Annotated in this window: 3 tRNA genes and 1 rRNA gene; all 4 read left to right on the plus strand. The window is 52.3% G+C overall.

Features of this window, described 5'->3' with window-relative positions:
* Window positions 1–88: ribosomal RNA gene (gene rrf / locus BK139_RS23385) — 5S ribosomal RNA — on the plus strand; the annotation flags it as partial.
* A gap of 20 nt (window positions 89–108) precedes the next feature.
* A tRNA-Asn gene (locus BK139_RS23390) sits at window positions 109–183 on the plus strand.
* Between the two features lie 3 nt (window positions 184–186).
* Window positions 187–277: transfer RNA gene (locus tag BK139_RS23395), tRNA-Ser, on the plus strand.
* A 15-nt stretch (window positions 278–292) separates the two neighbouring features.
* A tRNA-Glu gene (locus BK139_RS23400) sits at window positions 293–367 on the plus strand.
* Window positions 368–384 lie beyond the last annotated feature (17 nt).

Raw genomic sequence — 384 nt, forward strand, 5'->3', positions numbered from 1 at the left:
CGTTCCCATACCGAACACGGAAGTTAAGCTTCTCAGCGCCGATGGTAGTTAGGGGCTGTCCCCTTGTGAGAGTAGGACGCTGCCGGGCTGTTTTACAAATATCATTATTCCGCAGTAGCTCAGTGGTAGAGCATTCGGCTGTTAACCGAACGGTCGTAGGTTCGAATCCTACCTGCGGAGCCAAATGGAGAGCTGTCCGAGTGGCCGAAGGAGCACGATTGGAAATCGTGTATACGCTAACCGCGTATCAAGGGTTCAAATCCCTTGCTCTCCGCCATTTTAATTTCATATTGGCCCCTTGGTCAAGCGGTTAAGACACCGCCCTTTCACGGCGGTAACACGGGTTCGAATCCCGTAGGGGTCACCATTTTGGAGGATTAGCTC

The organism is Paenibacillus sp. FSL R5-0490 (assembly GCF_001956215.1).
GTDB lineage: Bacteria > Bacillota > Bacilli > Bacillales > Cytobacillaceae > Cytobacillus.